1 protein-coding gene is annotated in these 438 nt (G+C 85.6%); it reads left to right on the top strand.

Annotated elements, in window-relative coordinates:
• A partial coding sequence (locus ACFV0G_RS37950; RefSeq protein WP_380557975.1) for a PepSY domain-containing protein occupies positions 1-372 on the top strand: 372 nt, incomplete at its 5' end.
• Between the last annotated feature and the right edge of the window lie 66 nt (positions 373-438).

A 438-nucleotide genomic window follows, 5' to 3' on the forward strand; every position in this document is an offset into this window, starting at 1 on the left:
GCGGGCCGGGGGGCCGCCGGCCGCGGGGCGGGCGGCCGCGGCGGTGCCGGGGTGGGTCCCGCCACGCACGGCCCCCGCGCCGGCTCCGCCAAGGCGCTGCTCGCCGGCGCGGACGGCCGCCCCGGGATACGCACGGCGCCGGCCCCGCTGCCCGCCGTCGCGGCCCAGCAGGCCGTCGAGAAGGCCGTGGCCGCGGTGCCCGGCGGCCGCGTGGAGTCCCTCGCGGTCGTTCCGGAGCAGGGCGGCGGCACCGCCTGGGAGGCCGTCGTGGTCGGCCAGGACGGCGTCCGCCACCGGGTGACCGTGGACGGCGCCGGCGGCGCGGTCACCGGCAACACCGTGATGGGCGAGCCGGCCGGCACCGCCCGCTGACCGTCCGGGGGGCGGGGCCCGTGCGGCCCCCCCGCCCCGGGGCCCGCGGCCCCCCCGGGACGGCCC

Origin of the sequence: Kitasatospora sp. NPDC059571 (assembly GCF_042735675.1) — a bacterium.
Taxonomy (GTDB): Bacteria; Actinomycetota; Actinomycetes; order Streptomycetales; family Streptomycetaceae; genus Kitasatospora.